We start from the raw sequence: 6,253 nt of genomic DNA on the forward strand, positions 1-6,253 counted from the left end.
GGTGCCGACGATGCTGCTCGTCGAGATCCGGCTCCCGCGCCTGCGCCGGGCTCTGGAGCTGGTCTGCCTGCTCCCCCTCACCGTCCCCGCCAACCCCACCGCCCCCGGCCCCGCGGACGCTCCGCTCCCGCCGTCTCAGGCCGCGAGTCCGCCGAACAGCAGTGACACCGTCATCGCGATGACGACCGAGTCGAAGGCGGACGCGATGACGACGTTCGCGCGCACCAGGCGCCAGCCCTCTCTCGAGCGGATCTCGGCCGAGACCGTGGCCGCCGTCGTGGACAGCAGGAGCGCGAGAGTCGCGTCGTCACTGAAGTGCGGCGCCTCCTCGAAGGCGATGCGCACCTGCGACCGCCGGGGCGACCGCGACTCGAGGCGCAGGCAGGCCTGTGCGACCGAGAAGACCATCAGCACCCACGAGCTCGCGACGGCGAGCAGGGCGGCGGCGATAGAAGGGGGCTCGCTGCGGAACTCCGTCCTCTGCGCGATCGCCACCGTGACCACGATCGCCGGCACCGCCGCCGACAGCGTCGTGCCGGTCGCCCCGGTCGCCCCCAGCGTCCGCGAGAGGAGGCGCCGCTCGCCGCGCGCCTCCTCCTCGGCGGCGCTCCGCAGCGCCTGCTCGTCGAGGCGCGAGGAGGAGGCGGCGCTCCGCAGCGCCTGCTCGTCGAGGCGCGAGTACGAGGCGGCGCTCCAGCCCACGGAGAGGGCGGTGGAGAGCGGCCGGCCGAGCAGAGAGACCGGAACGAGGGTCGCCGTCGCATCGACGGCCCCGTCGCCCGGAGCGAGCGTCCCCGTCGCCAGGACGAGCAGCACCACCACGATGGTGACCAGGAGGCTCACGCGCACCCGGAACAGATCGGAGCGGGATCGTCTGCGCGCGGTCATCGCGGTCCTCCCCGGCAGGGGCCCGGAGCGCGCCCCGAACAAAATCCACGCCGTTCCGTCCTGCCGCGTCCCGTGCGTTACCAGGCCATTCGTTGCAATCAACAACAAATCCCCCGCGCACCCGGCAGAATGGATCCATGACCTCACGGAGCAACTGGGCGGGCACCTACGAGTACCGCGCCGCCGCCATCATCGAGCCGGAGTCCGTCGAGGAGGTGCAGCGCCTCGTCCGCGAGAACGACCGCGTCCGCGCCCTCGGCAGCCGCCACTCCTTCAACTCCCTGCCCGACACCCCCGGCGCACTGCTGCACCTGGGCCGCCTGGCCTCCGACCCCGTGATCGACGCTGAGGCGAGCACCGTCACCGTCGGCGGCGCCACCCGCTACGGCGTCGTCGCCGCACACCTGCACAGCAACGGCTACGCCCTGCACAACATGGGCTCGCTCCCGCACATCTCGGTCGCCGGCGCCATCGCGACCGGCACCCACGGCTCGGGCGACCGCAACGCGAACCTCTCCTCCGCCGTCTCGGCCCTCGAGCTCGTCACCGCCGACGGCTCGCTGCGCACGATCCGCCGCGGGGAGCCGGGCTTCGAGGGCGTCGTCGTCGGCCTCGGCGCCTTCGGCATCGTCACCCGGGTGACCCTCGACATCCAGCCGACCTTCGACGTCCGCCAGGACGCGTTCGTCGACCTGCCCTGGGAGCGCGTGCTCGACGACTTCGACGCGATCACCTCCTCCGCCTACAGCGTCAGCCTCATGACCCACTGGTCCTCGCCGACCGTGGAGCAGCTGTGGCTGAAGACCAAGGTGGCGGCGGGATCCGTCGCCGACGTCGACGCGACGCACCTGGGCGCGGTCGCCGCCTCCGCGAGCCTCTTCGCCGTCTCGGAGGGTGTCGACTCCAACCTGAACCCGTTCGGCGGCTCCGTCGGACCGTGGTCCGAGCGCCTGCCGCACTTCCGCCTCGACCGCGAGCCGAGCGCGGGCGACGAGATCCAGAGCGAGTACATGGTGCCGCGCGCGAACGTCCGCGAGGCGATCGTGGCGCTGCGCGCGATCGGCGAGCGGATCGACGACGTCCTGCTCATCACGGAGCTGCGGACCATGGCGGGCGACGACCAGTGGCTCTCCCCCGCCGGAGGCCGCGACAGCGTCGGCGTGCACTTCACCTTCAAGAAGGACCGCGCCGGCGTCGACGCCGTGCTCCCCGCCGTCGAGGGCGCGCTGCTGCCGCTCGGCGCCCGGCCGCACTGGGGCAAGCACTTCCTCGCCGGAGCCGACGAGATCGCGCCGCTCTACCCGCACCTCGAGGAGTGGCGCACCCTCCGCTCCGAGTGGGACCCCTCGGGCCGCTTCGCGAGCGACTTCCTCCGCGACCGCCTGCTCGGCTGAGCGGCACCCGCCCCGCGGGACCAGGCAGGTTCCGCGGGACGGGGCTCACAGGACGCAGCTCGCGGGACGCGGCCCACAGGACGCAGCTCGCGGGACGCGGCTCTCGGAACGCCGCTCAGAACAGGCGGGCCGCGTCGGCGGGCTCGACGAGGTCGCGCACCAGCGCCGGGATCCGCTTCCGGAACGGGAAGAACCCCCGCGACGCCGACGGCCACGCCGCACCGTCCCAGCGGCGGCGCACGGTGACGAGCGCGACCCCCGCGTCGGCGAGAGCCGAGCGGAGCGCCTCCACCCGCTCTCCGACGGGCCCGACCGGCGCGTACGGAACGACCACGGTGTCGATCCGCTCGGACACCGCCCAGTCGACGACCGTCGCGGCACGCGCGTCCGCCAGCACCCTCGCCGGCCGACCGCTGGAGTCGGAGGTGCGCTCGGCGGCGTCGGCGAGCGCCGCGGCGGTGAAGGCGGCGACCGCGTCGGAGACTCCGGACGGCGAGCGCCCGCCCGCGTCCCCGGCGACGGCGCACGCCACGAGGCGCTCGGCCAGACCCGGCTGCTCGGCGAGCAGGCTCTCCGCCTCGAGGTCCTCCTCGTGCAACAGGAGGCCGGGGCGGGCGCCGACGGTCCCCACGACGTCGTCCTGCTCGAGCGGTGCCCGCGGCGGGAAGGGCTCCTCGGTGAGCGCGGGGGCCGTGGTGGCGAGGCCGCTCGGCGAGAAGCGCCCCTCCGTGTAGCGCGCGATGTTGGACGCGGAGGCGAGGTAGGTCTTGCCCGGAGTCTGCAGGCCGGCGACCCATCGCCACGACAGGGTGTTGGACGCGGCGTCGCCGTCGAGCAGGTGCCGGTAGAAGAAGTCGGCGCCGAGCTGCCAGGGCAGTCCGAGGGTGAAGATCCAGATGCTCGCGAACCACATGCGGGTGTGGTTGTGGAGGTACCCGGTCTCGACGAGCTCGCTCACCCACGCGTCCATCGCGTCGATGCCGCTGTGTCCGCCGATCGCGTCGAGGTACACGGGCGGAGGATCGCCCGCGGAGGAGTCCGCCACCTCGCGGCGGTAGCGGCGCCAGACGTCCGGGTTCTGCTCGAGCCAGCCCTTCCAGTAGGTGCGCCAGAACACCTCCTGGACGAACTTCTCCGCGGCGGTCAGGCGGTGCCGCGCGAGGACCGCGGCGACGACCTCCCGCTCGGTGACGAGGCGGTGGCGGAGGTAGGGCGAGAGTCCGGAGACGTTGTCCCGGGACGGTCCGAGGTCGTGGTTGCGGTCGCGGGCGTAGGCGGAGCCCGCGCGGGCGACGAAGTCGTCGAGCGCCTCGAGACCGGCGGCTCTGGTCGGGATGAACATCGCCCCATCATCGGCGTCGGCCCGGTGAGAACACCGGCAGCGGCCTCCCGAGTGCGCTCCGGGGACGGAGGCGCCCGCCGAGCGCTCGTCAACGGGGTGACCGGCGCCTCCGACCCGACGTAGCGTCGGAGGACGAGAGGGAGGCCGCCATGCCCCGCGAGGAACAGATCCCGTCTACCATCGAGCGCTCCGACGAGCACGCGCAGAAGCTCTGGTCGGCCGCGCACGACTCGGCCGTCGACAGCTACGGCGACGGCGAGCGCGCCCACCGCACGGCCTTCGCCGCGCTGAAGCACGAGTACGAGAAGGTCGGCGACCACTGGGAGCGCAAGGCCGAGAGCGGCCCCTCCGACTCCCGCGCCGAGGGCCACGGCCGCTCCCCCGGGGGCGAGACGGCGGGCGGAGTGGACGCGAACGCGACCAAGGCGCACCTGATGGACCTCGCCAAGCGCCTGGACGTCTCCGGCCGCTCGCGCATGACGAAGGCCGAGCTCGTCGAGGCCCTGCAGAAGGAGAGCACCCGCCGGACGCGCGATGCGCGGTGAGGGCGCCGGCGGGGCCGGGGACAGCCACCCCGCCGAGCCCCGGCCCCGCTCAGTCCAGCGCGTCCCGGACGGCCGCCATGCCCAGCTCCAGCTCGGCGAAGGTGGTCGACAGCGGCGAGAGGCCGATCCGGATGCCGTCGGGTCGGCGGAAGTCCGGCACGATCCCCTCCGCCTGCAGCCGCGGGACCAGGCCGGCGAACGACTCGTGCGCGATCGTCACGTGCGAGCCGCGCCGGGCGGGGTCGAGCGGAGTCGCCACCCGCACCCCGCGCGGCACCAGCCACGCGTCGGCCAGCTCCAGCGCGTACGCCGTCATCGCCTCCGACTTCGCGCGCACCGCGGGCATGCCGACCGAGGCGATCAGCGCGATCATGTCCTGCATCGCGAGCATCCCCGTGATCGGCGGGGTGCCGCTGAGGAAGCGCCGCATGCCCTCGGCCGGACGGTAGCCGGGGCCCATCTCGAACATGTCGGCGACGCCCATCCAGCCCTGCACCGGCTGCGCGAGCGAGCCCTGGTGCCGGGAGGCGACGTACGCCCACGCGGGCGCCCCCGGGCCTCCGTTGAGGTACTTGTAGGAGCAGCCGACCGCGAGGTCCGCGCCCCACGCGTCGAGCTCGAGCGGCACCGAGCCGACGGAGTGGGAGGCGTCCCAGAGCACGAGCGCGCCGGCCTCGTGCGCCTGGGCGGTGATCGCCGCGGCGTCGGCGAGGAACCCCGAGCGGTACGCGACGTGGCTGAGCAGCACCAGCGCCGTCCGCTCGCCGAGCACCGGGGCGAGGTCGTCGGGGCCGACGCCGCTCCCGGGGTCGGAGTCGATCCAGCGGAGCGTGCTGCCGGTCTCGGCCGCGATGCCCTCCAGCACGTACCGGTCGGTGGGGAAGTTGTCGGTGTCCACGACGATCTCGTCGCGCCCCTGCTCCGCCTGGCGGGCGATCGCCGCGCGGGCGAGCTTGTAGAGCAGGACGGTCGTGGAGTCGGCGACGACCGTCTGCCCGGCCGCGGCTCCCAGCACCGCGGAGCCGAGGGCGTCGCCGACCTCGAGCGGCATGTCGAGCCAGCCCTCCTCCCAGCCGCGGATGAGGCGGCCGCCCCACTCCTCCTCCGCGAACCGCGCGAGCCGGGCGACGCTCGCGCGCAGCGGCCGGCCGAGCGAGTTGCCGTCGAGGTAGGAGCGGACCTCGGGGGTGCGGACGAACAGCTCGGGGCAGTGCGCGAGCGGGTCCTGGGCGTCGAGCGGATGCATGCCCTCACCCTAGGTCGCGGGCGCCGGGCGCGACGCGTGCCGCCGGGGCCCCGGATGCGTGCCGCCGGGGTCCCTGACGGGTGCTGCCGGGGTCCCTGACGGGTGCTGCCGGGGTCCCTGACGCCGCTCGGACGCCGCCCACCGTCCAGAAGTCGTCGCACTCGGCCGCGACTGCGACGACTCCCGAGCACTCGCGAGCCCTCACCCCGGAGCCTCCCCACTGTCCAGAACTTGTCGCACTCGGCGTCGACTGCGACAACGCTTGAGCACTCGCAAGCGCTCACCCGGAGCCCCTCCCCCACTGTCCAGAAGTCGTCGCACTCGGCGTCGACTGCGACAACTCCCGAGCACTCGCGAGCCCTCACCCCGGAGCCTCCCCCACTGTCCAGAACTTGTCGCACTCGGCCTCGACTGCGACAACTCCTGAGCACTCGCGAGCGTTCACCCGGAGCCCCTCCCCCCACTGTCCAGAAGTCGTCGCACTCGGCGTCGACTGCGACAACTCCTGAGCACTCGCGGACCCGCGCACTCGAGCCGGTCGCCAGCCCTCCGAAGTCGCCGTACTCGCGCTCCAGTACGGCCGCTTCCGCGTGGTCGCGGAGCCGCCGGGCCTGTCCCAGCGGTCGTCGCCGAGTGCGCAGAAGTCGTCGCACTCGAGCTCGAGTGCGACAACTCCTGGACAGTCGCGGGAGCCGGAGGAGAACGGAGCGGGAGCCGGAGGAGAACCGACCTCGAGTCGGCGAGCGCCCCCGCACCCGCGAGCACGCCCGCGCACCTGGGAAGTCAACGGGCGGACGCCGCGCCCCGCCCCGCCTAGCCTCCGAGGACGGTCCCCGCC

Annotated in this window: 5 protein-coding genes; 2 read left to right on the plus strand and 3 right to left on the minus strand. The window is 73.8% G+C overall.

The genetic code is table 11. The annotated features are described in order from the left end of the window. Positions 1-135 precede the first annotated feature (135 nt). Positions 136-888 (minus strand): DUF1345 domain-containing protein, encoded by a 753-nt coding sequence (locus tag C5C29_RS16650; RefSeq protein ID WP_104225166.1) that lies wholly within the window; start codon positions 886-888, stop codon positions 136-138. A gap of 137 nt (positions 889-1,025) precedes the next feature. Here C5C29_RS16650 and C5C29_RS16655 point away from each other — a divergent pair, with 137 nt between their 5' ends. After that, positions 1,026-2,282 carry a D-arabinono-1,4-lactone oxidase gene (locus C5C29_RS16655; protein WP_104225167.1) on the plus strand — a complete coding sequence of 419 codons (1,257 nt, stop codon included), beginning with the start codon at positions 1,026-1,028 and terminating at the stop codon, positions 2,280-2,282. 115 nt (positions 2,283-2,397) lie between these two features. On the opposite strand, the gene C5C29_RS16660 is transcribed toward C5C29_RS16655, so the two are convergent. Beyond that, positions 2,398-3,624 (minus strand): FAD-binding domain-containing protein, encoded by a 1,227-nt coding sequence (locus tag C5C29_RS16660; protein WP_104225168.1) that lies wholly within the window; start codon positions 3,622-3,624, stop codon positions 2,398-2,400. Between the two features lie 149 nt (positions 3,625-3,773). Here C5C29_RS16660 and C5C29_RS16665 point away from each other — a divergent pair, with 149 nt between their 5' ends. Next, positions 3,774-4,169, plus strand: coding sequence for a ChaB family protein (locus C5C29_RS16665; RefSeq protein ID WP_104225169.1), 396 nt, complete (start codon positions 3,774-3,776; stop codon positions 4,167-4,169). Between the two features lie 49 nt (positions 4,170-4,218). On the opposite strand, the gene C5C29_RS16670 is transcribed toward C5C29_RS16665, so the two are convergent. Next, entirely contained in the window at positions 4,219-5,415 is a 1,197-nt protein-coding gene (locus C5C29_RS16670; RefSeq protein ID WP_104225170.1) for a kynureninase, read from the minus strand. Positions 5,416-6,253: the final 838 nt, after the last annotated feature.

It is taken from the genome of Rathayibacter sp. AY1H2, assembly GCF_002931985.1.
Classification (GTDB): Bacteria; Actinomycetota; Actinomycetes; order Actinomycetales; family Microbacteriaceae; genus Rathayibacter.